Genomic DNA, 26,612 nt, shown 5'->3' with positions numbered 1-26,612 from the left:
CTCAAATCGCGGCGCGAAGACTTTGGCCGACCACCCCCGTCATGATGTCGGCCACGGCCGAAGCCGCGGGCGAAGCGGCAATATCCACCGCAGCATAGAGGCCGAGCTCGACGCTCGGCAGGCCAGGCAGTCCATCTTCTCGTCCCATGATTCTAAGTCGAGGAGGAATGCCCAGCGGCGTGCGAACCGTCACGCCGATCCCGGAGCCTACTGCGCCCCAGAGGCTCGCGAGCGTGGGGCTGGCGAACGCCACGGTCCACGGCATTCCAGCCCGCTCGAGCGCGTCCATCGCGGCGCCACGGAAGGCGCAAGGCGGATCGAAAACGGCTAGAGGCAGCGGATGGAAGCGGCTCAAGCTCAGATCCTGCGCTCCGATCCAGACCATCGACAGCGATCCGGACCAGAGACACGGCGCTTCCTGTGTTTCTCCGTAGATCATGGCGATGTCGATTTCCCGCCTGCCGAGGCTGCGCACCAGATCGGGCGAACGGGCCGCGATCGTCTGCAGGTGAATGCGAGGATGCTTCTGGGCGAGGCTGGCGAGAACCGCGGGGAGCCAAGTATCGGCGAAGTCTCGCGGCAGGCCGATCCGGACCGTGGCGTCGTGCGGGCTCCGGGCGAATTGCTTCAGCACGCCGTCATGGAGCTCGAGAGCCTTCCGGGCGTAATCGAGCAGGGTCAGCCCCTCATCGGTGAGGACCATGCGGCGCCCCTCCCGGCGGAAGAGACTGGCGCCCGTTTCCCTTTCGAGGTTGCCGACATGCAGGCTGACTGCGGATTCGGAGCGGTTGACCGCCTGTGCGGCCTTGGCGAAGCTGCCGCAGTCGGCCACGGCCACCAGCGTGCGAAGCCACGCCGTTTCGAGATTGCGCATCGAAACCACAGCTTTCCTCGAGGATAGCCTGCAGAATTACGCGCTTTTTTTGCCCCTGTCAGCACGGCACAACTCCGCCACCCGCTCACGAGCCTCATGCCGCGAGCTCACGCGAAGGAGTTTCCATGCCGCTGACACTCACCCTCACAGAAGGCGTCCTGCCCCTGGGCGCCGAAAAGACGGCGATCGCGCAGATCACCCATGCCTTCCTCAAAACCCAGGGCCTCGCCGGCAACAAGGCGTTGACGCCGAACGTGACAGCTCATGTTCATATCGTGCCGCGGGGGCTGACCTTCGCAGGAGGCGAGCCGGTGGAAGGAGCCTGGATCGAGTGGAAGCTCCCCTCATTCGCGCTGGCCGATCGCGAAGTCCAGAAAGCGTTTTTCGCCGAAGCAACCCAGATTGTCCATGATCTGTCCGGGGGCCGTCTGCCCATGAACCGCATCTGGGCAAACGCCGTACATGCCGTCGACGGCGCCTGGACGCTGAACGGCGCCGCGATGACCAACGCGGAGCTCGGCGCCTCCATCGCCGAAGGTTGACGCTGCGGCGACCGCATTCGCACATCGGCAAGCAACACTCGCCGCCATCGCATTCGCGACCGAGATAGTTCCGTCCGTCCCGGCCAAAACGCCGGCGACGGACGGGCGGCCCCCATGACGCACGCGAGCAACGGCGTATCGATTTCGACATGCTTTCGGGGCGCCGGGGGCGTTCGACCGCCCGCCGACATCGAGAGCCGGCGGTCGCAATTCACGCGCAACAACGGAAACCCCAAATGCCGCAATCCAAGCTCTCGCACGCCGCAGAAATGGCGGCGCCGAAGATCGAGGCGGACATCAAAAGACGCCTGTTTCTCGGCGCCATGGCCAGCGCCGCCTTCGCTTTTTCCGATGTCCCGCTGCTGGCCCGAATAAACACGGCGGACAATACCGCCGTTTCGCCGGACGGCGTCATCCGTACGACGCTTCAGAATCATATCAATTCCGCCGGGGAAGAGTTCCGGATGGTTCTGACCACCTATCCGGCGGGCGTAGGTCTCCCGACGCACCATCACCCTTCTATCGCACACAACTACATCTTGGAAGGCGTGGCCGAGTCTCAGTACCTGGGCGAAGAGCTTCAGCGCTTTACCGCCGGCGAGAGTTACCAGGACAGGGCCGAAACCCAGCATACGATCTTCCGCAACCCTGATCGCACCTCGCCGCTCAAATATCTTATCGTCTATATGGTCGAGAAGGGGCAGCCCTATCTCATCATCCCGTGACGGCGGTACCATGGGCGCTGGGAATGCGCGTCTGTTGCGCAGAATCGAGCTGGCGGACCGTCTACTGCCGCCCCCGCCGAACGGCGACGCTTTGAAGGCGCGGCGGGCGGGAATATGGTCGCCTTCCAAGCCGCTCGAGACACGATCGCCTTCATGCCCTCCCCTGATCTCCTTCGCCTCGCCCGACATCTGCTCGACCTCTGCCGCACGCAGAGCCTGCGCCTCGCGACGGCCGAATCCTGCACCGGCGGGCTCGTCGCCGGGGCGATCACCGATATCGCCGGCTCCTCGGACGCCTTCGACTGCGGCTTCGTGACCTATTCCAACGCCGCCAAAGAGGAGATGCTCGGCGTCCCGCACGAAATTCTCGAGCGCCACGGCGCCGTCAGCGCCGAGACGGCGCGGGCCATGGCGAGCGGCGCCGTGGAGCGCTCCTTCGCCGATATCGTCGTCTCTATCACCGGCATAGCCGGCCCGGGCGGCGGCAGCGCGGAGAAGCCCGTGGGCCTCGTCCATTTCGCCTGCCTTCGTAAAGGCTTTGGAATGGAGCATATCGAGCGCCGCTTCGGCCCGGAAACGCGCGAGGCGATAAGGGAAGGCTCGGTCGCCCAAGCACTGGAGCTGATGATCGCGGCGGCTCAGCGCCGGCCATAGACCTCGCCGGCGCGCTTGACGAAAGCGTCCGAATATTTGTGGAAGGCGGAGTCGAACATCGCCCCCATCACCAGCCCGAGCGTGCGGCTGCGGAACTCGTAATTGATATAGAAATCGACGACCGAGCGCGCGCCGCCATCCGGCCCGGCCGGCTCGTCGGCGAAGGTCCAGCGATTTTCGAGCTTTTTGAACGGGCCATCGACATATTCGACGAGTATCTCGCGCTTGTTGGGATCGCAGGTCACGCGGCTGGTGAAGCGCTCGCAGACCGCTTTGAAGCCCACCTGCATCTCCGCGAGAATGACCTCCACCCCCTCCTCCGTCGTGCTGCGGCGGCGCACGCGCAGCGCCTCGCAGAGCGGCACGAATTTGGGGTAGGATTCGACATCCTTGACCAGGGCGAACATGTCGTCGGCGCGGAAGTTCACGCGGCGGCGGTTGCGGAAGCTCTTCATGGGCGAAGCTATTACCACTATTGCGGAAGGCGCGAAAACGGCGATTTCGAGCGTGAGACCGCGCCGCTCTTCGCCCTATCTGCGTCCCCAGCGGCTCGGCCGGGGGAAAATCATGTTCAAGATCAAGCGCGCCTATGAGCCGGCGAGCGCCGAGGACGGTAAGCGCATCCTCGTCGACCGCCTGTGGCCGCGCGGACTCTCCAAAACGAAGGCCGCGCTCGACGAATGGGATCGCCTCGTCGCGCCGAGCGACGCTCTGCGCCGATGGTACGCCCATTCGCCGCAACGCTGGCGGGAGTTCAAGACCCGCTACGCCCGCGAGCTGCGCGAGACTTGCCCGCAGGAGCTGAAACGTCTGCGCGCGCTCGGCCGCGGCCGCGTCGTGACGCTGCTCTTCGCCTCCCGCGCGCCGGAGATGAACAACGCCGCCGCGCTGAAGGAGATTATCGAGACGCGCCGAGCCTCTTCTCCCGCAGCCGCTCGAAATCCGCGCCCGCATGGTGCGAGGAGCGGGTGAGCGGCGAGGCGGAGACCATGGAGAAGCCCTTGGCGTAGGCGATGGTTGAAAGCGCCTCGAATTCCTGCGGCGTCACGAAGCGGACGACCTCGTGATGCTTGCGGGTCGGCTGCAGATATTGGCCGATGGTGAGGAAATCCACATTGGCGACGCGCAGATCGTCCATCACCTGGAGAATCTCGTTTCGCGCCTCGCCGAGCCCGACCATCAGGCCGGATTTGGTGAAGATGGCGGGATCGAGCTCCTTGACCCGCTGCAGCAGCCGCAGCGAATGGAAATAGCGGGCGCCCGGCCGCACCGTCACATAGAGCGACGGCACAGTCTCGAGATTATGGTTGAACACGTCCGGCCGCGCGGCGACGACCTTCTCGAGCGCGCCCTCTTTGCGGAGAAAATCCGGGGTCAGCACCTCGATCGTCGTCGTCGAACAGGCGGCGCGTATGGCGCGGATCGTCTGCGCGATATGGTCTGCCCCGCCGTCCTCGAGATCGTCGCGGTCGACCGAGGTGATCACGACATGGGAGAGGCCGAGCTTGGCTGTGGCCTCCGCCACCCGCTCCGGCTCGGTGGAATCGAGCGCCGACGGCAGGCCGGTCGCGACATTACAGAAAGCGCAGGCGCGCGTGCAGACCGACCCCATGACGAGGAAGGTCGCGTGCTTTTTCTCCCAGCACTCGCCGATATTCGGGCAGGAGGCCTCCTGGCAGACGGTGGAGAGTCCGCCGCCGCGCAGGATCGCCCCGGTCTCGCGCCAAGCCGCCGAGCCCGGCGCCTTGACTCTGATCCACTCCGGCTTGCGCGCCAGCGGCGTGTCCGGCCGATGCGCTTTTTCGGGGTGGCGGACGGCGGCCGCTTCACGCTTGCGCGGGTCGTCGTTGAGAAGATCGAGCAGGACGGTCATGGCTTTGCCTAATGTCTCGGCCTTTGGTCCGGCCGGAGGGGAGCTCCGCCGTCGACTCGCGCCCAGAGCGAGACGCTGATTATGGACCCGAGCAGGCCAGCGAGGAAATGGCCGAGCGAGGCATCGAGAGCAAGCCCGCAGAACTCGGCGAATTGCGCTCCGAGCCACGCGCCGACGACGCCGATCGCCATATCTGCGAAGAGCTGATCGGAGCCGCGTAGCAGGGCGCCGACGAGCCAGCCGCCGAGCGCGCCGATGACGACGAGGGGCAGAAAGCCCGCGTCGAGCCTTCCGAGAAAAGCGATCGCAGCGTCCATTTCCGCCACCCCGATCGAGCGGGCGTCGCCTCACACGAGCCCTGCTTCAAGATAGGAGCCTCCTGCGCCGACAAGAAGAGGCGCAGCGTCGCAGGCCGTCGGCGAGATCGCCGAGGCGAAGTTTCGTATCAGCAATATTGCTTAGTTATCTCAATAAATAAGCATTAATATCTAATGTCATAGATGAGCTATCAACCCTGCGCCTCACACATGCTCCACGGCGAGCACGCCGGGGATCGTCTTCAGCGCGCCGGCGACATCGGCCGAGACGGAATAGCCCCCCGGCAGCTTGATCTCCACCTCGCTCGCCATGCGCTCCAGCGCCACGACGATCGACACTTCACCCTCGCCGCGCGTCGCCAGCCGCGACTTCAGCGCATCGAGCGGCGCGGCGTCCTGAAGGAAGATGCGCAGCCCTTTTTGCGCCTTGGCGGCGGCGGCCGCGAGCGGCTGAACCTCGGTGATGCGCGCCCGCACATCCTCGCCCTCGAGCGCGGCGGAGAGCGTCACCAGCACGGTCGCGCCCTTTTCCAAAAGGTCGCGATACTGGTTGAGCCCTTCCTGAAACAGGATCGCCTCATACTGCCCGCTGTCGTCCGAGAGCTGGACCACGCCCATTTTGGAGCCCGATTTGGTGCGCCGCTCGGCGCGGTCGAGAACCACCGCCGCGAGCCGACCGGCGCTGGCGCCGCGCTTCACCGCGATGATGAACTCCGCCCAGCGCGTCAGCCGCAGCCGGCCGAGCACGCTCGCATAGGCGTCGAGCGGATGGCCGGAGAGGAAGAAACCGGCGGCGTCGAATTCGCGCTTCAGCTTTTCCGACGCCGTCCAGGGCTGGCTCTTGGGCAGGACCAGCTCCTCCTCCGCCTCCGCGCCGCCGAACAGCGCATTCTGCCCGGCCTGCCGATCTTCGGCGCAGCGATTGGCGCAGGCGAGTACAGTCTCGATCGCGCCGACGACGCGGGCGCGGTCGGCGTCCAGTTCGTCGAAGGCGCCGCAGCAGGCGAGATTCTCCAGCACCTTCTTATTGACCTCACGCGGATTGATCCGTCGCGCGAACTCCGAGAGATTGCGGAAAGGCGCGGCGCCGCGCGTGCGCACAATGGACGCCGCCTGCCCCTCGCCGACGCCCTTCACGGCGGAGAGCGCGTAGCGAATGGCGAGATTGCCGTCGACGCCCGGCGCGACGTCGAAATCGACGCCCGAGCGGCGGATGGAAGGCGGCTCCACCGCAATGCCGAGCCGTCGCGCCTCATTGCGGAATTCGGCGAGCTTGTCGGTGTTGCCCTTGTCCAACGTCATGGAGGCGGCCAAAAACTCCACCGGATAATGCGCCTTGAACCAGGCGGTCTGATAGGCGATCAGCGCATAAGCCGCCGCATGGCTCTTGTTGAAGCCGTAATCGGCGAATTTCGCCAGCAGGTCGAAGATATCGCTGGCCTTTTGCGCCGTGAGGCCGCGCTCCACCGCGCCGGTGACGAAGCGCTCGCGCTGGGCGTCCATTTCGGCCTTGATCTTCTTGCCCATGGCGCGGCGGAGCAGATCGGCCTCGCCCAGCGAATAGCCGGAGAGGACCTGAGCGATCTGCATCACCTGCTCTTGGTAGATGATGACGCCGAACGTCTCCTTTAAGATGTGCTCGATCTTGGGGTGGATGTAATCCGGCTCCTCATCGCCGAGCTTTACCGCGCAATAGGTCGGGATATTGGCCATAGGACCCGGCCGGTAGAGGGCGACGAGAGCGATGATGTCCTCGAAATGGTCGGCGTGCATCTCGACCAGCGCCTTGCGCATGCCCGCGCTTTCCAGCTGGAACACGCCCACCGTCTCGCCGCGGCCGAGCATTTCGTAAGTCTCGGCGTCGTCGAGCGGGATGCCTGCGAGATCGAAATCCGGCGCGCGCCGGCGCACCAGATCGACGGCGGTCGCCAGCACGGTCAGTGTCTTGAGGCCGAGGAAGTCGAATTTGATGAGGCCGGCCGGCTCCACCCATTTCATATTGAACTGGGTGGCCGGCATATCGGATTTCGGATCGCGATAGAGCGGCACCAGCGCATCCAGCGGCCTGTCGCCGATGACGACGCCGGCGGCGTGAGTAGAGGCGTTGGAATAGAGCCCTTCGAGCGACGCCGCTATTTTGAACAGGCGGGCGACTTTTCCGTCCTCGTCGATCGCCTCGCGCAATTTCTGCTCGCCGGCGACGGCCTCGGCCAAAGTCACCGGCTTGGCGGGGTTCTGCGGCACCAGCTTGGCGAGCTTGTCGACCTGCCCCAGCGGCATTTCCAGCACGCGGCCGACGCTGCGCAGCACGCCTCGGGCCAAAAACGAGCCGAAGGTGATGATCTGCGCCACTTTCTCGGCGCCATAGCGCTCGCGGACATAATCGATGACCTCGCCGCGTCGCGTCTGGCAGAAGTCGATGTCGAAATCCGGCATCGACATGCGTTCGGGATTGAGGAAGCGCTCGAAGAAGAGGCCGAAGCGCAGAGGATCGAGATCGGTGATGGTCAGCGCATAGGCGACCAGCGATCCCGCGCCCGAGCCGCGCCCCGGCCCGACCGGAATCCCTTGTGATTTCGCATATTTGATGAAATCCGAGACGATCAGGAAGTAGCCCGGAAAACGCATTTTCTCGATCGTGTCGAGCTCGAATTCGAGGCGCGCGTCATAGGTCTCGCGCGTCTGCCCCGGCGCGGGCGGCTGCACGAGGAGGCGCGCCTCGAGGCCTTCCTTCGCCTGCCGGCGCAATTCGCGCGCTTCTATATCCTCGAGGGATTCCCCGCCCCCTTCCCCGTCCAGCATGAAGCGCGGCATGATGGGCTTGCGCGTCAGCGGACGAAAGGCGACCCGCCGCGCGATCTCGACCGTCGAATCCGTCGCCTCGCGGAGATCGGCGAAGAGTTCGCGCATCTCCTTGCGCGTCTTGAAATAATGCTGCGGCGAGAGCCGCCGTCGCTCAGCGACGCTGGTCACAGTGCCCTCGGCGATGCAGAGCAGCGCGTCATGCGCCTCGAAATCTGCCGCCGTGGCGAAAAAGGGCTCGTTGGTGGCGACCAGAGGCAGGCCGCGCCGATAGGCGAGATCGAGCAATTGCGGCTCGACGCGCCGCTGCTGATCGAGGCCGTGGCGCTGAATCTCGACATAGAGCCGGCCGTCGAAGAGCGGCAGCAGCGCCTCGAGACGCGCCAGCGCCTGCTCCGCCCGGCCCTTGGCGAAGAGCGTGTCGATCCCGCCCTCCGAGCCGCCGGTGAGGGCGATCAGCCCCTCGCAGCTTTCGGCGAGGCTCGTCAGCGAGACATGGGAGGCCTCCCCCTGCGCCGGCTCGAGATAGGCGCGCGAGGCGAGCCGCATCAGATTGGAATAGCCCTGCTCCGATTGCGCGATCAAGACGATATGGCCGCGCCCATCGGCGGCGCCGAGGGCGCTCTGCGTCCCGTCGCCGAAATCGACAGTGAGCTGAACGGCTGGAATCGGCTGCACGCCGACCTTGGCGGCCTTTTCGGAAAACTCCAGCGCGCCGAAGAGATTATCCGTATCGGTGACGGCGAGCGCCGGCATCTGGTCCTTCTGGGCCAGATCGATGACGCGGGTGAGGGTCAGCGCGCCTTCGCGCAGCGAGAAAGCGGTGTGAACATGTAGATGAACGAAGCCGACATCGTCGATCGCGCTCATTGGACCGCCTCCTGCGACGCCTCATGCGCCTCCGGCGATCTTATCGCGCCGCAGCGCGGGGATTCGCAACGCACGCGTCGCGTCTCCTGGATTTTACGCACAGGCTAGGTGATTTTACTGCGGCGCCGCAGAGGCGATAAACGAAAAGCCGGGCGGAGGAAGCTCCGCCCGGCTTTTCCGAGACTCTTGTCGAGGACGTGTCTCGCCGGCGATCACTCGCCCGCGGAATAGACTTTCGTCGCCGCCGCTTCGACCGGCTTGAACGCTTCCTTGGCGAGGCTGGAATAGAGCTCGCCGAGCTTGGTCGCCTCGGCGATGAAGTCCTCGTACGCGCCCTTGGCGTAATCCGACTGCAACTGGAGGGCTTCGTCGATCTTCTTGACGCCGATCAGCTTTTCCGCGAGGAGGCGGCTCTTTTCGAAGGATTTCTTCGAATAATCGGTCGTCTCCGCCGCAATGGTCTGCCAGCCCTTGGTGAGGGCTGCCGCGGCCGCGGACGCCGCTTCGAATTGCTCCTTGCCCAGCTGCTGAACGCTTTCGAAAGTGGCAACCATCGGTTTCGTCCTCGTATCGAGCGCTTTCCGGCCTTCGCCCCTTGGCGGACTCCTTGCGCTCAGTTGACAAGATCAACTTATATGCATTGCACAATCGAAGTCAATAACAATGTTGCGATGCAAAACCACAATCCCGAACGGCTTTCGCCTTAACCAGGGGGTAACCTCGCATCGGTAAGATTGTAATCATGTGGCTTTTCGGCAACGCCCGTGTGGACCGGACCGCCGTGAGCGCATGACGGGGCAAGTGAACGGGATCTGGATAGATGACGAAGCGTGGCGTCGCCGATGGGCTCGAGCGTTGGAAATGGGTGGTGGCGTTGGTCGCGGCGATCGCGGCCTTGTCAGCGCTATTCGCCGCCCCCGCCGAGGCGAGGCGCCATCACCATTCCGGCCGGGCCTATCACGCGCGTCACAGCTTCATTCACCATGCCGCGCATCATCGGCGCGGCGGCGCCCATCTGTCCCATGCGGCGCGGCGCGGCGCTTCGACCGCAAGCGGCGGCGGTCCGGCCTTCGCGGCGATCGTCGTCGACGCCAATAGCGGCCGCACGCTCTATGCGCGCAACGAGCACGAGCTGCGCCACCCCGCCTCCGTCACCAAGGTGATGACGCTCTATCTTTTGTTCGAGCAACTCGAGAAGGGCCGGCTGCGGCTCGATTCGCCGCTCGTCATCTCTTCCCACGCAGCGGCGCAGGCGCCGACCAAGCTCGGCCTCGCGCCCGGCCAGACCATCGACGTCGACAGCGCCATCAAGGCCGTCGTCACCAAATCGGCGAACGATATCGCCGCAGCCATCGCCGAGAACATCGCCGGCGACGAAGAGACCTTCGCCGATATGATGACCCGAAAGGCGCATCAGCTCGGCATGAGCCGCACCCATTACGCCAACGCCTCGGGCCTGCCCAATGACGAGCAGATCACCACGGCGCATGATCTCTCCGTGCTCGGCCGCGCGATCCAGGACCGCTTCCCCCGCTATTATCGCTATTTCTCCACCCACGCCTTCGTCTGGCGCGGCCAGTCGCATCGCAATCACAATCATCTGCTCGGGCAGATTCGCGGCGTCGACGGCATCAAGACCGGCTATACCCACGCCTCCGGCTTCAATCTCTTGACCTCGGTGCGGCGCGACGGCCATCATATCGTCGCCGTCGTCATGGGCGGCCGCACCGCCGCCGCCCGCGACCGCGTCATGGCCGGGCTCATCGCCGAGCATATCGGCGACGGCGCCGCGGTCCGCACCGCGCGCGCCATCTCGGAAGGCGAGCCCGCTCCGGCTCCGATCGCCAGAGCCGAAGAGGAGAAAGAAGAGACGCCCATCGTCGCCGCAGCCGTTACGGCCCCCGCTGCGCCGGCTCCTGCTGCTGCTCCTGCTCTTGCGCCGCGCGTTATGGCGCTCGCCTCGGCGCCGCCGCTTCTCGCGGTTCCGACGCCCGAGCGCGCCGACAAAATTCGTCCGGCCTTCGTCGCCGGCGGACATAAGGCCGCAGAACCCGCTCCCGTGCACGCCGGCCGCCGCCAGCCGGAGCCCGCGCGTCGCGACGGAGCCCGCGCGACGACGGACGGCTCCACCGCCGCCAAAGCCGGACATGCGACCAAGCTGGCCGCCGTTACGACGCCGAATGCGCTGCCCGCCCGCATGACGGATACGGATCGCACGCTCGTCGCCCGTAGCGATCGCGGCGAGCCGTCCAAGGCCGAGCAGGCGCGGCCGAATCATTCCGGCTGGATGATTCAGATCGGCGCCACCGACGATGCGGAAAAGGCCCAGCAGCTGCTCTCCCGCGCCCGCGCCAAAGGCGTGCCGGCCACCGCCAAGGCCTTCACCGAAAAAGTGCAGAAGGGCCGGGAAACGCTCTATCGCGCCCGTTTCGCCGGGCTCGAGGAGAAGAGCGCGGAGACCGCCTGTCGCGCGCTGAAGCGCTCCGGTTTCTCCTGTTTCACGACGAAAAATTGATTCACCGACCTATTTTTCAAAAAGAGCGACGAGCGTCGAGCGAACAAGGTCGAGCTTCAATGATGATGACGACGCATGAGGACATCTTTGGCTTCGTTGACCCGGGCCGCGAGATCGGTCGTCCCGCCATGGTCCGGATGAAGCTTCTTCATCAGATCGCGGTGCGCCCGCGCAATGTCCTGGCGCGCCGCTCCCTTTTTGAGGCCCAGAATTTCATAGGCCTCATCTTCCGAAATCGTGCCGCCGCGGCGGCCTGGTCCGACGCCGCCCGCATCGGCGCCCCCCGCGTCGCGTCGACCGTCTCCTGTCTGACGCCAGCCGGCAAACCGGCGGTCCATATACACCTCTAGGAGACGCGCGCCTTCCGGGTCGACGTTGCGGCAATGGCGGTAGAGCTCCATCACCGCCGATCGCGTCAGCGCGTCGAGCCTTTTGCCCTCGTCCTTGCCGGCGAGGATCGTGCCGCGGATGGAGCCGCTCGCATGGTCGAGCTCCATCTCGATCATGGCGGAGCGCACGCGCGACACGCCGCCGCCGGCGCTCGCGTGGCCGAAGCGCTTGACCCCGCGCGAGAAGGCGCCGAAGAGCCACATGCCGGCCGAGGCCAGCAGCAGGCCGATGTCTATGCGCCCGCGCAAAATGAAGAACAGGCCGAGCGCGATCGTCGCCGCGCCGCCGCCCTTGCGTATCGTGCGGGCCATGGCCGCGGGCGAAGCGCGCGTGAACATGCGCAAGCCGTAGAGCGCGAGGATCAATGCGAGAAATCCGATCAGAACCGGCATGAAGCGGGCTCCTCACCCCATCTGTGACAGAAGAAGACGCGCAGCGTCCTCGCCTTTTGTAGCGCGCCGTTCGAGCTCGGCCAGTCCGCCGGCCGCATAAGCCGCGGCGGCCGACAAAAGTTCGGCGAGGCGGCGCGGCGCCGAGGCGTCGAAAGCGGCATAGGCGCCGCCGCTCAGCCGCGCGATCTCGCGAAAAGCGTCCCCGGCCTGCGCATCGACGCCCTCATGGAACATGAAGGCATTGACGCCGAGAAGGCCGAGCCGGCCGGCGAGCTCGCAGAGTTCGTCGACATTCTCCTCCATCGCATCGCCGACGAAAACGAGAGCGCCGATGCGGCGCGCGCTCGTTTCCTCGAGCGTATGACGAAACACTTTGGCGATCTGCGTGCGGCCGCCGCGACAGGAGATTTTCGCCATCAGCGCCGCGAGCCCCTGCCCGCCGCCGACGAAGTTCGACGCGCGGCATTCGCCGAAGCCACGAAAATACACGAGCTGCACATCGAGCCCGCCGAGCGCCGCCGTCTCCTCGAACATGCGGCCCTGCAGCGATTGCGCGAGATCCCATGTCGGCTGACGGCTCATGGTGGCGTCGAGCGCGAAGATCAGCCGGCCCCGCTCGGCCGCTGCGCCGACGCGCCGCGCCTCCCGAATGAACGCTTCCACCGCCTGCGCCCGCGCAGAGGGAGAAAGCGGCGCATTGCCTCGTTCATCGCTCACGGCTGTTCACGTCGCGTCCCTGACCGTTTATATCAGATCGGTCGCCGCCCCGGAATGACAAGAGGCGCGAGCCTCGCCGAGCAAGGCCGGCCGCCTATCGACCATGCGAGGATAGGCGAGTCCGCCACGTCTTTCGACCGAAATCGCGACGTGAGAGACATGAGATGACCCTTTACGCTTCCTTGCCTGCAACGGCGCCGATCGCCGCCCTTCCCGGCGAGCCGAGCGCTCAGGCGCAGGCGCTGATCGCCGATTTCGCGCAGCGTCTCGCCGAGAGCGGAGCGCGCGTCGCCGGCGTCACTCAGGCGCGCATCCTCGACGAAGCGACCGGCCGCAGCCGCATCGTGCTGCGTGACGTCGCCGATGGCGCGCTCTATGCGATCTCGCAGGATTTGGGGGCCGGCTCGGTCGCCTGCAATCTCGACTCGAGCGAATTGGCGCTCGCCTGCGCATCGATAGAGCGGCGCGTCGCCGAGGGCGTCGATCTCGTCGTCATCAGCAAATTCAGTAAGCAGGAGGCCTCGCGCGGCGGCCTCGCCGACGCTTTCCGCGCGTCCATGATGGCGAAGGTTCCGGTGGTGACGGCAGTGTCGCCGCATTACGTCGAAGAGTGGCGCCAATTCGCCGGCCCGCTGGCGGAATTCCTCGCGCACGATCTCGATGCGCTCTTCGCCTGGTGGGAGCGCGCGCAAAAGGCTCAGCTCACCGGCGCGGAATGATCCGCCAAGCGGCGGCGATGACGCTCGCGTGAAAGCTCCAGCGGCTCGGCGTCCGGCTCGCGCGGCTGCTTGACCGCGATGACCAGCGCATAGCTCACGATCTGCAACAAGAACCATGAGCCGAGCTTGGCCGCGCCGACCGGCGCCCAGACCGCGAGCTGGCTCGGATAGAGCCAGGTACGGGTAAAGGTTCCGACATTCTCGGCGAGAAAGATGAAGCTCGCGGCGAGCAACGCCGCCAGCAGCAGCGGCATCGACCGCCAGCTATGATGCACGCGGTAATAGATCCAGGTGCGTGCGAACAGCGCCGCCGTCGCCGCGAACAGCGCGATCCGCAAATCCCACAGGTAATGGTGCAGGAAGAAATTGGCGTAGATCGCCGCGGCGAGCGCGGCGACCATCCAAATCGGCGGATGGCGGATGAAGCGGAAATCGAACGCCACCCAGGCGCGCATCATATAGCTGCCGATCGCCGCATACATGAAGCCGGTGAAGAGCGGAACGCCGCCGATGCGGAAAAAGGCCGGATCGGGGTAGATCCAGGAGCCGACCGCGGTTTTGAAGACCTCCATCGCCGTGCCGACGAGATGAAACAGCAGAATCACCTTGGCTTCCTGCAGGCTCTCGAAACGAGTCGCGAGCAGCAGCGCCTGGATGGCGAGCGCGGCGAGGAAGAGAAAATCATAGCGCGCGAGGAAAAATTCGCGCGGATAGAAGAAATGCGTCGCGATCAGCAGCCCAACCATCAGAAAACCGAACAGGCACGACCATGCCTGCTTCACGCCGAAGCGTAAAAACTCGTACGTCAGGCGCCGCAATGGCCGCTGCGACGCCCAGCGCGCGAGGCGCGCCTCGGCGATGGCGAAGCGCGCCAATGACGCCCATTGCGCCGCCGCGCTCGCGCGAGGATCGAAGAATCCCGGCTCCATATCCCCGCTCACCGCACCGGCGGCGCATACATCAGCCCGCCCTTGGTCCACAGCGCATTGAGCCTTCGCTCCAGGCCGATGGGCGAGCCGGCGCCGAGATTGCGCTCGAAGGCCTCGCCGTAATTGCCGACGTGCTTGACGATGCGATAGACCCAATCGGCCTCGAGCCCCAGCCCATCCACGCGGCCGCCGTCGACGCCGAGCAGGCGCCGCACGCGCGGATCGGCCGATTTCAGCTGCTCGTCGGCGTTGGCGGAGGTCACGCCCAGCTCTTCCGCATCGACCATGGCGAAATGCGTCCAGCGCACGATGTCGAACCATTGGTCGTCGCTCTGCCGCACGATGGGGCCGAGCGGCTCCTTGTCGATGAGCTCGGGCAGAATCGCATGTTCGGCCGGCGCGGCCAGCTCTTGCCGCTTGGCGGCGAGCGTCGAGAGATCGGCGGTCAGCGCCTCGCATTTGGCCTCGGAATAGGCCTTGGCCGCCTCCTCGAATGTCGGAAAGAGCTTGGGCTCGATCGGCTTCACGCCCTCGCGATGAAAATCGACGAGATCGAGCTCGAAGGGCGTGCCCTGCTGCACGCAGACGGAGAGGCCGCCGAGATCGCGCAGCGCGGCGACGGATTTTTTGCGCGCGAGAAATCCCTGTCCGTCGAAAAAGCTGATCGCCGCATAAGAGAGCCCCTGCCCGGCGTCGCGCGCCAGCGTCCAAGCGGCGCCGCGCGCCAGGAGATCGACGACGCCCGATTGCAGCGCCTTCACGCGATCCTTGGCGGAGAGCGTCACGAAGCGCATTTTTTCCGGATCGTCGAAAATGGCGGCGGCGAGCGCGCGGCAGAAATCGACGTCGAAGCCGCTCCAGCGGCCGGCCTCGTCCTGATGCGCGAAGCCCGGCAGGCCATTGCTCGCGCCGCAGATCAGAAAGCCGCGCTTTTGCGCCTGCTCGAGCGTCGAGGCCTGCGCAGCGGCGGCGAGAAGCAGAGATGAGGCGATGACGAGGAAGCGGAACGGAAAGATCATCGGCTCCTCGGGTCGCGGCGTGTGCGGCGGACGATCATTGGACAAATCCTTCTCTATCGCCCATGTCCTGCGCGAGCAGCCTATACTGCGGCGCGCGGTCGGCCGCCGCAAATCCGTTCGACGAACCGATGGGCGAGACATGAGCGAGACTAGAGGACAATCTGGGCGAAAAAAGAAAAGCCGCACCCGCCTCGCCCATGCGGGGCGCGCGCCCTCCGAACAATTCGGCTTCGTCAACACGCCGATCTATCGCGGCTCCACCGTGCTGTTTCCCGACACGGCGTCGCTCCTCGCCAATCGCGGCGCCTATACTTACGCCACCAAGGGCACGCCGACGATTCGCGCGCTGGAGGAGGCTTGGATCGATATCGCCGGCGCGGCGGAGGCTGTCGCCGTCCCCTCCGGCCTCGCGGCGATCGCCATCGCTCTGCTGACGGCGCTGAAGTCCGGCGACCATCTGCTCGTCACCGACTCCTGCTATCTGCCGGCGCGCATGTTCTGCGACAGCGTGCTGAAGCGCCTCGGCGTCGAGACGAGCTATTACGATCCGCGCATCGGCGCCGATATCGCCGCTCTGATGCGGCCGAACACGACGGCCATATTGACCGAATCCCCGGGCTCGCAGACGCTGGAGGTGCAGGATATCCCCGCCCTCGCCGAGATCGCCCATGCGAAAGGCGCCTGCGTCATCCTCGACAACACATGGGCGACGCCGCTCTTTTTTCCGCCGCATGAACGCGGCGTCGATCTTTCGATCGAGGCCGGCACCAAATATCTCGGCGGCCATTCCGATCTTCTGCTCGGCCTCGTCTCGGCCAATGACAAATGGGCGCGGCGCCTGCGCGCCGCTTACGACGCCTTCGCCATCTGCCCCGGCCCGGAAGATGTCTTTCTCGCTCTGCGCGGGATGCGGACGATGGAATTGCGCCTGCGCGAGGCCGAACGCGCCGGGCTCGAAATGGCGCGCTGGCTGGAGGCGCGCGAAGAGGTCGCGCATGTCATTCACCCAGCGCTCGAGAGCCATCCCGATCATGCATTGTGGAAGCGCGATTTTCTCGGCTCGACAGGCCTGTTCTCCTTCATTTTGAAGCCGGTTCCGCCGGAGGCCGTCGCCGCCATGCTGGATGGGCTGGAGCTGTTCGGCCTCGGCTATTCCTGGGGCGGCTTCGAGAGTCTCGCTCTGCCCTTCGACTGCGCCTCCTATCGCACGGCGACGCAGTGGACGCCCGGCGGCCCGGCGATACGGCTCTCGATCGGGCTCGAGGATTTGGACGATCTGAAAGAAGATCTGAGCCTTGGTTTCGCGCGGTTGCGCGCGGCGGCGCAAACCCCATGAATTCGAACGGCCGAAATACGTAATTCCCCCCGATTTCCCCTATCGGCGAAAGCGCTTACTGACGGGGAGAGACGCGACGGAATGTCGCGGAGCGGCGAGCTCGAGGGGAACGGTTTCATGTATGCGCAACGCAGAGCTTTCGATGCCGCGCCGACGTCCAACGAGGTGATGTCCGGCGTGCGGCCTTCGGCCCAGCATGACGCGCTGCTCGCCTCCTATCTGCTCGGCCTCGGACGTGGTCCGTCCGCCGTGCGCAATCTCATCGTCGCCGATCTCGACGGTTTTCTGGACCTCGGACTGAAGCACCGCGCGGCCGATCAGCTCGTGGTGCTGCGGGCGTTTCTGGCGAGGTTCCCGGAGACGCGACGCTTCGGCGATTGCTGAGGGGACGCAGAAGAATCCGCCTCTCTTGCATCGGCAAAATCAGCGCCTATTTCCTCGAGCAGACCGATCGACCGAAGTCTCGGCCGGCCGCAATCGACGCCCCGACATCGGATGAACAGGCGGGGCGTTTTTGCGTCCGCTCCCATGCTCCCCGTCAGCGGCGGCCTTCCCAGGCCCAGGCCAGCACGATCACGCCGAGCAGCGCCACGAGACCCCATAGGCCGATCGCCAGCGGCGCCGTCTCGACGCCGATCAGCGCGCTCGCGCCTGTGCGCTTGACTCCGATGTAATCCGCGCCGCCGAAGACCGAGGCTTCCCGCATCTCGACGATGCGGGGGAGAATGACCGCGCCGCCGCCCCTGTCTTTCGACAGACGTCGCACTGTGCCGCCGCTCGCCTCGGCGAGAGGCCGCAGCTTCTCGGGAGTGGAAACCACCTCGCGAAGCTCGCGCGGATTCTCCGGGCCGACATTGACGAGCGCCGTCAGCTCGCCGCTCTGAAAACGATAGAGCCCCATCTCCTTCGCCAGATGATGCGCGCGCGACAGGCCGGGCTCGCCGGGCGCGAGCGTGATCTGCGAGATCGCGCCCGAGGGCGTCGTCATCGTCACCGGCGCGACATTCTCCTCGAGGCTCTGGCGCTCGATCTCTATATCGTGGCCATGGGCGCTGGCGCGCAGCGCCTCCTCCTCGAGGTCGGGCTCCTTCATCAGCCAATGGGCGAGGCGGCGCATCAGATCGATATGCGGGCCGCCGGTCTGATAGCCGCGCGCCCACAGCCACAATTGATCGGTGAGCAGCGCGGCGACGCGCCCCTTGCCCTCGCGCGAGAGCACGAGCAGCGGCTTGTCATTGGCGCCGGTGAGGATCGGATTGCCCTTCACCACTTCCGTATCGACCTGGCGGAACCACTCGCCCCAGGACGGCGGATTCTTCGCGCCCGCGAGCCCGCGCGTGACCGGGTGCTTCTCGCCCTCCTTGCTCACCTTTGCGCGAAAGGCGCGCTCATAGAGCGAGCCGTCCGGCCGCGCCGGAATAATGCTCTCCAGCGGCGAGTAATAGAGCCCTTGCACGGTCGCGAAATCCGGCCCGGTCGCGACCAGAAAGGCGCCGCCATTGTCGACATAGCGCAGGATATTGTCGAAATAGACCGAGGGAAGGATCGTCTGGTTCGAATAGCGATCGAAGATGATGAGATCGAATTCGTTGATCTTGCGGCCGAAGAGATCGGCTGTCGGAAAGGCGATCAGCGAGAGCTCGTGCGGCGGCGTGCCGTCGAGCTTCTCCGGCGGCCGCAGAATGGTGAAATGCACGAGATCGACATTGGCGTCCGAGCGCAAGAGATTGCGCCAGCTGCGCTCGCCGGGATTGGGCTCGCCGGAGACGAGCAGAACTTTCAGCTTGTCGCGCACGCCCTCGATCGTGACGACGGCCTTGTTGTTGACCGCGGTCAACTCGCCCGGCAGCGTCGGCGCCTCCAGCTCGACGACATTGGCGCCGCCATGCGCCACGCGCACCGGAATATCGACGATCTCGCCAGCGCGGGCGACGATCGGCTCCAGCGCCTCGCCGTCGCGGCGCGTCGCGATGACGACCGGCTCCTTGCCGCCGAGATTGCTGTCGACGACGCGCGCGCGGATCGTCTGATCCTTGCCGACAATGCCGAAGCGCGGCGCCTCGATGAGTTCGAGCCTACGGTCGCGCTCGCCCTCATGGCCGGTGACGAGCACATGCAGCGGAGCCTTGAAGCCGAGCGCGGCGGCGCTCGCCGGTATGTCGTGAACGATTCCGTCCGTCACCATGATGGCGGCGCCGATGCGCTCGCGCGGAACGTCCTTCAGCCCTTCTTCCAGAGCCTGGAACAATCTTGTGCCGTCGGCCTCTGCGCCGGGACGCGCGGCGTCGATGAAGCGCGGCTCTATGTCGCCGAGCTTCTGCAGCGCCGGCTCGAGCGCGGCCTTTGCCGCCTCGGTTTGCGCCATGCGCTCGCCGAAGCTCTGGCTCTCGCTGCGGTCGAGCACGATGGGAACGATCGTCTTCAAAGGCTCGCGCTGCTCGCGCAGCAGCGACGGATCGGTGAGCGCGAGCAGCACCAGCGCCAATGTCGCGAGCCGCAGAGGCGCGCCGCGCCCGCCCGCGCGCAGCGACAAGAGCGCGACGACAATCGCGGCGACGCTCAGAGCGGCGAGCGCCGGCCAGGGCAGCAGCGGCGTGAAGGCGAGGGAAAGCTCGCTCATTGGCCGAGCCGCTCCAATAGGTCGTGAACATGGACCTGATCGGATTTGTAATTGCCGGTCAGCGTATACATCACGAGATTGACGCCGCCGCGTATGGCGAGCTCACGCTGGCGCGCGCCGCCCGGCGTCAACGTGTAGAGCGGCTGGCCGTTGCGATCCGCCGCCCAGGCGCCGGCGAGATCATTGGAGGTGATGACGACGGACGAGACGCTGTCGGTCGCACGCACGGGGCGCGCCGGATCGTCCTTGCTCTCGGGCGGCAGCGCCTCTACCCAGGTCTTGCCATTGATCGTGCGGCCGTAGAAATTGTCGAGCAGATAAAACGTCTTGGTGATGACGTGATCGCGCGGCGTCACTTCGAGCGGCGGAATGTCGAGATTGCGCGTCAGATCGCGCAGCCATTGCGTCTCCGGCGTCGGCGGCCCGCCCTCATGCGCGGTGAGCGCGTCGCGCGTGTCGAAGACGATGGTGCCGCCCTGCTTGAGATAGAGATCGACCTTGGCGATCGCTTGCGCCGCAGGCAGCGGCGCGGAAGCGACGATCGGCCAATAGAGCATCGGATAAAAGGCCAATTCGTCGCGCGCCGGATCGACGCCGACCGGCGCTCCGGGCGCGAAGGAGGTGCGCTGATTGAGCGCGCGCGACAGAGCCCCGAGGCCGAGCTTGCTGGCCTCGTCGACGCGGGCGTCGCCGGAGACCACATAGGCGAGCCGCGTCGTCAGCGCCGCCTCGCGGTCGCGCGGCGAAGCGGCCGAGGCCGAGGGCGCATCCTTGGCGCGGGCGCCCTGCGGCGCGGCGCTCAGAACGGCCAGCGCGCAAAAAGCGCCGAGAGCGATCGGCGCGGCGCGGCGCAATGCGCCGGACATTGCGAGCAGGATCAGCCAATCGGCGAGCAGCGCGAGGAAGACGAGGCAGAGCAGCCAAGGACGCAGATCGATCGGCGCGCCGGCGCGCAGAGCGGAGACGGCGAGCCCCTGCCCCGAAAAATCGAAAGCGTGCAGATCATCGCCCGCGCGCAGCGGCTGCACGGCGATGGGCGCATCGGCGACGCCATAGAAGCCCGGCGGATGCTCGCGATTGGCGCCGCCGTCATAATCGGCGCCGATCGGCCGGGCGGTGGGCGGCGGCGCGCCGAGACGGCCGCGTCCGTCCAGAATGGCGAGCGGCGCCAGAGCCGGCGCGTCGCTGCGCGGGCCATCCTCGGCGCGGCGGGCGGCGGCCTCGCCGCTCTCGGCGGCGATTCGGTGCAGCATGTCGATGAAAAGACCCGAGATCGGCAGATTGGACCAGGCGGCGTCGGCGCTCACATGGAACAGTACGATGAGCCCTTTACCCCGCCGCTCGGCGGTGACGAGCGGCGTGCCGTCGGTGAGCGCCGCCCAGGTCTTGGCCGGCAGGCCCGGCTCCGGCTCGGCGAGAACCTGACGCGTCACCGTCACCTCGTCGGGAACCGCGAGCCCATAGAAGGGACTCGAAGGATCGAAGGGCGCGAGCTTTTTCGGCGTGTCCCAGGACATGGCGCCGCCGAGCACGCGGCCGTTGCGGCGCAAGCGCACGGGCGTGAGATCGTCGCCGGCGTTGGCGAGGCGCGCACCGGCGAAGCGCAGCAGCACACCGCCCTCCTCGACGAAATGGATCAGCGCCTCATGCGCGTCGCGCGGCAGCGCGCCGATATCGGCGAGGGCGACGATATTGGGCTGCTCGGCGATGAGCTGGGGCAGCGGATCGGCGGCGCCCGGCCGCGGCTCGCGCACCTCGGCGAAAGGCGCGAAGGCTTTTTGCAGATAAAATTGCGGCTCCAGCAAAGGCTGCGCGAGATCGGCGCTCACGCCGCTCAGCACGGCGACACGGCGAACCTTGGAGCGCCCGTCGAGCAGCGCCACGGCGCCGGCCGAAGCCTCGCCGTCGAGACGCAGCAGCGCCGCCTCATTGCGCAATTCGATCGGCAGATCGAAGCGCGCTTTCGCTTTGTCTCCCGAAAAATCGAAACGCGCTTGCGCCAGCGCGCGTCCCTGCTGGTCGAAGGCGGAGACCGCCCCGGACGCGGGCGCGCCCGCGGCGGCGCGTATGATTTCCACCTCGAGGCCGGCGGCCGTGTTCTGCGGCGCGAGAAGCGCGCGGGGCACATGATCGCTGGTCAATGTCTCGACTTTCGCGCCGGCGGCGGACGCCGAACTCAGCGCTTTGGCGAATTGGCTCGCGCCGCCCTGCTCCAATCCATCGGCGATCCAGATAATGCGCCCGTGCGGATTTGTGGCCGCGAATTCGCCGAGCCGCGCGGCGGCGGCGGCGCGATCCGGGACGAAAGGTTGCGGCGCGAGCGCGCGCAGGCGCTCGTCGATCTTGCCGCCATCCTCTCGCGTCGGCGCGGTCTCGGCCTGCGACATGGGCAAAAGAGCGATAGTCGCGCCGGAACGCGCGGCGTCGGCGACGAGCGCGCGCGCCGTCTCGATGCGGGCCTCGAAATCCGGCGCCGCCGGCCAGCCATCGTCGATCGCGATCAGCAGCGGCGCGCCGGAAAAAGAAGCGGTCGCCGCCGGCGTCAACGCCGGGCCGGCCATGGCCAGAACGGCGAGGCCGGCGAGCGCGAGGCGCAGCGCCAATAACCACCAGGGCGTGCGCGAGGGCGTCTCCTCGCGGCGCAACAGATCGAAGAGCAGGCGGATCGGCGGGAACACGATCTCGCGCGGGCGCGGCGGCGTCACCCGCAGCAGAAAATAAATGGCGGGCAGAGCGAGCAGCCCGAGGAGCGCGAGCGGCGCGGCGAAGGTGAGTCCCATCAGACGCGCTCCAATCCCGAGGCGAGCGCAAAGCTCAGGGACAATGCCGCCTCCGCCGCAGGACGGTCGGTGCGATGGATATGCAGCGAGAAGCCGACATCGGCGGCGGCTTTGGCGATCTCGTCCCTATGCCGGGCCAGACGCTCGACATAGGCTTCGCGCCAGGATTGGGCGCGGCCGGCGCGCAGCTGCGCGCGGCTGTCCGTGTCGAGAAAGATCGTCTCGCCTTCGAAGGGAAACGTCTCCTCCACCGGATCGGCGATCATCAGCAGCGCGCCCGCAGCGCCATTTCCCGCGAGCGCCGCCAGACGCTCGGCGAGCGCCTGCGGATCGCAGAGAAAATCGGAGATCAGCAGCGCCTTGGCGCCGCCGGGGAGCGCCGCGCCCTCCGGCAATTCGCCGCGCGCCGACGCACCGGCCGAGACGAGCGCCTGAGCGAGGCGCTCGATAATGTCGCGCGTCGACATGGGATGCGTGAGGCCGAGAAGCCCGATCCTTTCGCCGCCGCGCATGAGCACGTCGGCGAGCGCGAGGCCGAGCGTCAGCGCGCGGTCGAGCTTGGGCTCCAACGCCAGCAAAGAGACGAAACCCATGGAGGGCGAGCAATCCATCCACAGAAAATAGGAATGGGCGGCCTCCCATTCCCGTTCGCGCACGAAGAGCCGATCATCGCGCGCCGAGCGGCGCCAGTCGATGCGATGCGCGGCCTCGCCGGCGCCGAAGGGCCGGAACTGCCAGAAATTCTCGCCGGTCCCGGCGCGGCGGCGGCCATGCGCGCCATGAACGACCGTCGCCGCCACCTCCCGCGCGCGGATGACGATATCCGGCAGCCGGCCGGCGAGCTCGGCGGCGTCCACGCCGCGGGCGCGCGCGAGCCGTTCGGAAATATCGAAAGCCTCGGTGGAAACCGCCGGTCCCGCCACCTCAGCCGATCCTCGAGACGAGCTTGTCGACGAGGCCGGCGACGGTCTTGCCCTGCGCGCGCGCAGCGAAGGTCAAGGCCATGCGATGACGCAGCGCCGGCGCGGCGAGCGCGGCGACATCGTCCAGCGAGGGCGACAGCCGCCCGGAGAGCAGCGCGCGCGCGCGGGTGGCGAGCATCAGGGCCTGCGCCGCGCGTGGGCCCGGCCCCCAGGCGACATGGGGCGCGATCTCCGGATCGCCCTCCCCCGGCCGCGCGGCGCGCACCAGATCGAGAATCGCGTCGACGATCCTGTCGCCGACCGGCAATTGCCGCACCAGCCTCTGGGCGGCGATCAGCTCGTCGGCGGAAAGAGTCTTGCGCGCCACGGTCACGCGGTCGCCGGTGGTCTCCAGCAATATGCGCCGCTCGCTGGCGCGGTCGGGATAATCGACGTCGATCTGGAGAAGAAAGCGATCGAGCTGCGCCTCCGGCAGAGGATAGGTTCCCTCCTGCTCCAACGGATTTTGCGTCGCCAGAACATGGAAGGGCCGCGGCAGATCGTGACGCTCTCCGGCGACGCTGACATGATATTCCTGCATCGCCTGCAGCAGCGCCGATTGCGTGCGCGGCGAGGCGCGGTTGATCTCGTCCGCCATCAGCAATTGCGCGAAGATCGGGCCTTTGACGAAGCGGAAGACGCGCTTTTTGTCGGCGGTCTCCTCGAGCACCTCGGAGCCGAGAATATCGGCCGGCAGCAGGTCCGGCGTGAATTGCACGCGCCGCTCGTCGAGGCCGAGCACGCGGCCCAATGTCTCGACGAGCTTGGTCTTGGCGAGTCCGGGCACGCCGACGAGCAGGCCATGGCCGCCGGCGAGCAGAGTGACGAGCGCCTGCTCGACCGCCTCCTCCTGGCCGAAGATCACGGTGGAAACGGCGGCGCGGGCGCGGCCGATCTCGTCGAGGACACGCTCGGCGGCGGCGGGAGCGCTCGCCAGATCTTGCTCGGTCATTGACTGTCCTTCGATGACTGCCCTGCGATCGGCGACGACGGCCGCGTCGCAGTTTCCCCCTAGGATAAGCCGGAAAGGACGCTTGTCGACGTTAAAGAATGTTTAATTTCGGCCCCGGTCTCGGCTCGGCCGGACAGACGGGGTCGGCGGCAAAAAGTGGCTTTTTGAAGCTCGCGCGACGGGAGCTCGGCGGTCGATATGCGCGCCCTTTGCGCGGCTGCCGCTCCCGAGGAGGCCGGCGGTGGCCTGTGCTATAGTTTCGAGGAAGTCCGGCGAGCGATTCCGGAGATCGTCATTCCTTCGAACGTCTTCGCCGGCTCCGGCCGCCGATCTACCGAGAGGCGTCCCCATGTGGCGGGTCATCGTTCAGCCGGCGTTGCTCTTCGTCACGCCCTTCGTCGCCTATGCGCTCTATCTGTTGGCGCGTCGGCGCTGGCCCTTCGTGGCGGCGCTGTGGACACGCGGCGTCGTCTCGTCGCTGGCCATCGCCGGCCTCGCCATCGCGATCGCCGGATTTGTTTTTCTGGCTCTGCTGTCGCCGCGCAACGAGGGAACCTATGTCCCGGCGCATATAGAGGACGGCCGGCTCGCGCCCGGCCGCTTTCAGTGATTTGCCGATCCGCCTGCTCGACAATCCGAAAATCATCCGCCTGCTCGAGGCGCTGCGCGCGACCGGCGGCGAGACGCGCATCGTCGGCGGCGCCGTGCGCGACTCCCTGCTCGGCCGCGCGCCGCACGAGATCGACCTCGCCACCACGGCTCTGCCCGAGGCCGTGACGAAGGCGGCGGAGGCGGCCGGGCTCAAAAGCGTGCCGACCGGCGTCGAGCATGGCACGATCACTGTGGTCGTCGAAGGAACGCCTTTCGAGGTAACGACGCTGCGCGAGGATGTCGAGACCTACGGCCGTCACGCCAAAGTGCGCTTCGGCGACGATTTCGAGACCGATGCGCTGCGGCGCGACTTCACCATCAACGCTCTTTCCCTCTCGCAGGATGGAAAGCTCCATGATTACGCCGGCGGGCTCGCCGATCTCGAGGCGCGGCGCGTGCGCTTCATCGGCGATCCTGCCGTCCGCATCGCCGAGGATCATTTGCGCGTCCTGCGCTTCTTTCGCTTTCACGCGGCTTTCGGCGAGGGGGCGCTCGACGCCGCCGGGCTTCATGCGGCGATAATCGCGCGGGCGAGCCTCGCCAAGCTCTCCGGCGAGCGCATTCGCGCCGAAACGCTGAAGCTTCTCGCGGCGCGCCGCGCGGTGGAGGTGGCGCGCGAAATCTCGCAAGCCGGCGTGCTGGAAGTCGTCGTCGGCGCCACTTTTCCAGCGCGGCTCGCACGGCTGGCCGCGGTCGAGGCGACGCTCGCCCATGCGGTCGATCCGCTGCTGCGCCTCGGCGCGCTGGCTGCGCTCATTCCCGAGGACGCCGATCGTCTGCGCGAGCGGCTGCGGCTCTCCAACGCCGAGCACCGCCGATTGGCTCATGCGACGCGACTGCTCGAGGGACTGCACGGCGCCGCCTCGCCGCCGTCCGAACTGGAGCTGACGCGGCTTCTCTTCGAGCATGGCCGTCAGAGCGCCCGCGACGCTCTGACGCTGGCCCATGCGGAAAGCTCCGCCGCGCCCAATGCGGAATTCTGGCTGCGCGCCGCGCGCTTCCTGGCCGAGGCGTCGGCGCCGGATTTTCCGGTCAAGGCCGCCGATCTGATGGCGCGCGGTCTCTCGCCCGGCCGCGCGCTCGGCGCTGTGCTGAAGGAATTGCAGGCGAAATGGATACGCGCCGGCTTTCCGCGCGATCCGGCGACGGTGACGCGGCTCGTCGAAGAGGCGACGCGCGAGGCTCTACCCCCAAAATCACAATAGGCTGCGCCCGAACATCAGCACCGCCGCGAACAGGCAGAGCATGGAAAGGACGAAGAGAAGATCGGCGATCAGCTCGTAATTGATCGGCGCGGGCAGTTGCAGCATGGAGGCGAAAGAAAAGAGGCAGGCGCCGACGAAGCCGACAGCCGAGACCATGGCGACCTCGTCCAGCAGAGTGCCGCCGCTCGCGCCGCTGATTTTGAGGCCGGTGATCAGCACGAAGCAGATGCCGAGCAGGCTGGAGGCCGCGTTCAAAATATGCGGCTGGCGATTTTGTGACATATTTCCGCGTCTTGCTCCGCTGGAGCGGCTCCTTCCGAACATCTGGGGCGGAGCATCGCTGCGGCCAGAGCCTCCCCGCTGCGACGCGCGAGGCCGCGCCGAAGGCGGAAAATACTCGGCGTCGCTTTGCGTACGGCTTTTCTTTTCGGCGTCGAGCGCGCTATCATCCCTCCTGTCGGGGCCGCAGGAGTTGCGTATGGGCGTCGAGACGAGACAGCCGAGAGACGTCGCGCGTCGGCTCGCCGATCGCGCCCGCTATGTCAAAAGCGCGCGCAGCGACGGCTGGCGACGCGAGACCTTCACGCTCGAGCGTGGCGAGGCCCGCGCCAAAGCGCGCGAATGGTTCGACCTCTACCCCAAAGCCGCCTATATGACCGAGATCGAGTTCTGGCGAGAGCTCGAGGACGGCCGTATCGAATTCACCATCCGACGCCTGCCCAGCGCGGACTGAGCCGCGCCCTCCTCCGATCGCTCCGGCGCTCGAAT

At 66.6% G+C, this 26,612-nt stretch carries 26 protein-coding genes; 11 read left to right on the top strand and 15 right to left on the bottom strand.

All coding sequences use genetic code 11. From position 1 onward, the window contains the following. Position 1 precedes the first annotated feature (1 nt). Positions 2-874: a LysR substrate-binding domain-containing protein gene (locus C5689_RS14195; protein WP_108917923.1), complete on the bottom strand. Its 873-nt coding sequence runs from the start codon at positions 872-874 to the stop codon at positions 2-4. Between the two features lie 125 nt (positions 875-999). Between C5689_RS14195 and C5689_RS14190 the strand changes: the two genes are divergently transcribed. From C5689_RS14190 to C5689_RS14180, 3 genes are all read left to right on the top strand, one after another. Further along, positions 1,000-1,416, top strand: coding sequence for a 4-oxalocrotonate tautomerase (locus C5689_RS14190; RefSeq protein WP_108917922.1), 417 nt, complete (start codon positions 1,000-1,002; stop codon positions 1,414-1,416). Between the two features lie 236 nt (positions 1,417-1,652). Continuing rightward, a complete protein-coding gene (locus C5689_RS14185; RefSeq protein ID WP_158271812.1) occupies positions 1,653-2,141 on the top strand; it encodes a cupin domain-containing protein in 489 nt (162 codons plus the stop codon). A 153-nt stretch (positions 2,142-2,294) separates the two neighbouring features. Continuing rightward, positions 2,295-2,795 (top strand): CinA family protein, encoded by a 501-nt coding sequence (locus tag C5689_RS14180; RefSeq protein WP_108917930.1) that lies wholly within the window; start codon positions 2,295-2,297, stop codon positions 2,793-2,795. Here C5689_RS14180 and C5689_RS14175 read toward each other — a convergent pair. Further along, positions 2,780-3,250, bottom strand: coding sequence for a type II toxin-antitoxin system RatA family toxin (locus tag C5689_RS14175; RefSeq protein ID WP_018265360.1), 471 nt, complete (start codon positions 3,248-3,250; stop codon positions 2,780-2,782). The two genes, C5689_RS14180 and C5689_RS14175, sit on opposite strands and share 16 nt — an antisense overlap. Here C5689_RS14175 and C5689_RS14170 point away from each other — a divergent pair. Continuing rightward, a complete protein-coding gene (locus C5689_RS14170; protein WP_244594709.1) occupies positions 3,249-3,767 on the top strand; it encodes a DUF488 domain-containing protein in 519 nt (172 codons plus the stop codon). The genes C5689_RS14175 and C5689_RS14170 overlap by 2 nt on opposite strands. On the opposite strand, the gene lipA is transcribed toward C5689_RS14170, so the two are convergent. The 4 genes from lipA to C5689_RS14150 form a co-directional block, all read right to left on the bottom strand. Continuing rightward, positions 3,694-4,668: a lipoyl synthase gene (gene lipA, locus C5689_RS14165; protein ID WP_108917920.1), complete on the bottom strand. Its 975-nt coding sequence runs from the start codon at positions 4,666-4,668 to the stop codon at positions 3,694-3,696. The genes C5689_RS14170 and lipA overlap by 74 nt on opposite strands. Positions 4,669-4,676: 8 nt before the next feature. Next, the gene (locus C5689_RS14160) at positions 4,677-4,985 is read right to left on the bottom strand and encodes a GlsB/YeaQ/YmgE family stress response membrane protein (RefSeq protein WP_108917919.1); all 309 of its coding nucleotides are present in this window, start codon (positions 4,983-4,985) and stop codon (positions 4,677-4,679) included. A gap of 204 nt (positions 4,986-5,189) precedes the next feature. After that, positions 5,190-8,657 (bottom strand): DNA polymerase III subunit alpha, encoded by a 3,468-nt coding sequence (gene dnaE / locus C5689_RS14155; RefSeq protein ID WP_108917918.1) that lies wholly within the window; start codon positions 8,655-8,657, stop codon positions 5,190-5,192. A 212-nt stretch (positions 8,658-8,869) separates the two neighbouring features. Beyond that, positions 8,870-9,211: a phasin family protein gene (locus C5689_RS14150; protein WP_018265355.1), complete on the bottom strand. Its 342-nt coding sequence runs from the start codon at positions 9,209-9,211 to the stop codon at positions 8,870-8,872. A 266-nt stretch (positions 9,212-9,477) separates the two neighbouring features. On the opposite strand from C5689_RS14150, the gene C5689_RS14145 reads away from it, so the two are divergent. Beyond that, positions 9,478-11,172 (top strand): SPOR domain-containing protein, encoded by a 1,695-nt coding sequence (locus C5689_RS14145; protein ID WP_108917917.1) that lies wholly within the window; start codon positions 9,478-9,480, stop codon positions 11,170-11,172. Between the two features lie 56 nt (positions 11,173-11,228). Here the strand turns inward: C5689_RS14145 and C5689_RS14140 are convergent, their stop codons facing one another. After that, the gene (locus C5689_RS14140) at positions 11,229-11,954 is read right to left on the bottom strand and encodes a DnaJ domain-containing protein (RefSeq protein WP_108917916.1); all 726 of its coding nucleotides are present in this window, start codon (positions 11,952-11,954) and stop codon (positions 11,229-11,231) included. 12 nt (positions 11,955-11,966) lie between these two features. Next, the gene (locus C5689_RS14135; RefSeq protein ID WP_108917915.1) at positions 11,967-12,671 is read right to left on the bottom strand and encodes a hypothetical protein; all 705 of its coding nucleotides are present in this window, start codon (positions 12,669-12,671) and stop codon (positions 11,967-11,969) included. A gap of 164 nt (positions 12,672-12,835) precedes the next feature. On the opposite strand from C5689_RS14135, the gene C5689_RS14130 reads away from it, so the two are divergent. Beyond that, positions 12,836-13,390 (top strand): DUF2478 domain-containing protein, encoded by a 555-nt coding sequence (locus tag C5689_RS14130; protein WP_108917914.1) that lies wholly within the window; start codon positions 12,836-12,838, stop codon positions 13,388-13,390. Here the strand turns inward: C5689_RS14130 and C5689_RS14125 are convergent. Then, entirely contained in the window at positions 13,369-14,319 is a 951-nt protein-coding gene (locus C5689_RS14125; RefSeq protein WP_108917913.1) for a DUF817 domain-containing protein, read from the bottom strand. The genes C5689_RS14130 and C5689_RS14125 overlap by 22 nt on opposite strands. A gap of 8 nt (positions 14,320-14,327) precedes the next feature. After that, positions 14,328-15,338 carry an amino acid ABC transporter substrate-binding protein gene (locus C5689_RS14120; RefSeq protein ID WP_108917928.1) on the bottom strand — a complete coding sequence of 337 codons (1,011 nt, stop codon included), beginning with the start codon at positions 15,336-15,338 and terminating at the stop codon, positions 14,328-14,330. 139 nt (positions 15,339-15,477) lie between these two features. On the opposite strand from C5689_RS14120, the gene metC reads away from it, so the two are divergent. Then, positions 15,478-16,674: a cystathionine beta-lyase gene (gene metC / locus C5689_RS14115; protein ID WP_108917912.1), complete on the top strand. Its 1,197-nt coding sequence runs from the start codon at positions 15,478-15,480 to the stop codon at positions 16,672-16,674. Positions 16,675-16,755: 81 nt separating this feature from the next. Then, the gene (locus C5689_RS14110; protein ID WP_244594708.1) at positions 16,756-17,058 is read left to right on the top strand and encodes a hypothetical protein; all 303 of its coding nucleotides are present in this window, start codon (positions 16,756-16,758) and stop codon (positions 17,056-17,058) included. Positions 17,059-17,212: 154 nt separating this feature from the next. Here the strand turns inward: C5689_RS14110 and C5689_RS14105 are convergent, their stop codons facing one another. From C5689_RS14105 to C5689_RS14090, 4 genes are read right to left on the bottom strand one after another with little or no spacing between them, the layout of a single operon-like run. Further along, entirely contained in the window at positions 17,213-19,294 is a 2,082-nt protein-coding gene (locus C5689_RS14105) for a hypothetical protein (RefSeq protein WP_108917910.1), read from the bottom strand. Further along, on the bottom strand, positions 19,291-22,074 hold the full coding sequence (locus tag C5689_RS14100) for a DUF4159 domain-containing protein (RefSeq protein WP_108917909.1): 2,784 nt from the start codon (positions 22,072-22,074) through the stop codon (positions 19,291-19,293). Before C5689_RS14100 ends, C5689_RS14105 begins: the two co-directional genes overlap by 4 nt. Continuing rightward, entirely contained in the window at positions 22,074-22,997 is a 924-nt protein-coding gene (locus C5689_RS14095) for a DUF58 domain-containing protein (protein WP_108917908.1), read from the bottom strand. Before C5689_RS14095 ends, C5689_RS14100 begins: the two co-directional genes overlap by 1 nt. A 1-nt stretch (position 22,998) precedes the next feature. Continuing rightward, a complete protein-coding gene (locus tag C5689_RS14090; protein WP_108917907.1) occupies positions 22,999-23,988 on the bottom strand; it encodes an AAA family ATPase in 990 nt (329 codons plus the stop codon). 349 nt (positions 23,989-24,337) lie between these two features. Here C5689_RS14090 and C5689_RS14085 point away from each other — a divergent pair, with 349 nt between their 5' ends. Beyond that, the gene (locus tag C5689_RS14085; RefSeq protein WP_108917906.1) at positions 24,338-24,598 is read left to right on the top strand and encodes a DUF6111 family protein; all 261 of its coding nucleotides are present in this window, start codon (positions 24,338-24,340) and stop codon (positions 24,596-24,598) included. A gap of 1 nt (position 24,599) precedes the next feature. Then, complete coding sequence (locus C5689_RS14080; RefSeq protein ID WP_108917905.1) at positions 24,600-25,844, top strand: CCA tRNA nucleotidyltransferase; 1,245 nt, start codon at positions 24,600-24,602, stop codon at positions 25,842-25,844. Here C5689_RS14080 and C5689_RS14075 read toward each other — a convergent pair. After that, positions 25,836-26,126: a hypothetical protein gene (locus tag C5689_RS14075; protein WP_108917904.1), complete on the bottom strand. Its 291-nt coding sequence runs from the start codon at positions 26,124-26,126 to the stop codon at positions 25,836-25,838. The genes C5689_RS14080 and C5689_RS14075 overlap by 9 nt on opposite strands. Positions 26,127-26,322: 196 nt before the next feature. On the opposite strand from C5689_RS14075, the gene C5689_RS14070 reads away from it, so the two are divergent. Further along, entirely contained in the window at positions 26,323-26,577 is a 255-nt protein-coding gene (locus C5689_RS14070) for a hypothetical protein (protein WP_108917903.1), read from the top strand. Positions 26,578-26,612: the final 35 nt, after the last annotated feature.

This window comes from Methylosinus sporium, from assembly GCF_003113265.1.
GTDB classification, from domain to species: Bacteria; Pseudomonadota; Alphaproteobacteria; order Rhizobiales; family Beijerinckiaceae; genus Methylosinus; species Methylosinus sporium.
Note: the sequence above shows the minus strand (reverse complement) of the source record. Positions and strands in the feature narration are given on the sequence as shown.